Origin of the sequence: Micrococcus sp. KRD096 (assembly GCF_017168495.1) — a bacterium.
GTDB lineage: Bacteria > Actinomycetota > Actinomycetes > Actinomycetales > Micrococcaceae > Micrococcus > Micrococcus luteus.
Window position 1 is genome coordinate 1 of record NZ_JABFAY010000051.1, and the last position, 388, is coordinate 388.

The 388-nt window shown below is 69.6% G+C and carries 1 pseudogene; it reads left to right on the forward strand.

Annotated elements, in window-relative coordinates:
• Window positions 1-388 (forward strand): annotated as a pseudogene (locus J1M41_RS11420) (amidohydrolase); the annotation flags it as partial.

The following is a 388-nucleotide window of genomic DNA, read 5'->3' on the forward strand; positions in this document are numbered from 1 at the left end:
ACGCCGGACTGCTCGCCGCGCAGGAGCACCTGTTCTCCCTCGGGGTGACCGGCTGGCAGGACGCCATGATCGGCGTCTTCTCCGGCAACCCCGACAACTTCGACGTCTACCTGCGCGCGGCGCGTGAAGGCTCCCTGCTCGCCCGCGTCGTCGGCGCCCTGTGGTGGGACCGCGAACGCGGCCTGGAACAGCTTCCCGAACTGGAGGAGCGCCGCCGCACCGGACAGGTGGGCCGCTTCAACGCCACCAGCGTGAAGATCATGCAGGACGGCGTGGCGGAGAACTTCACCGCCGGAATGCTGGAGCCCTACCTCGACGGCTGCGGCTGCCCCACCGCCAACTCTGGGCTCAGTTTCGTCGAACCCGCCCTGCTCACCGAGGCGGTGTG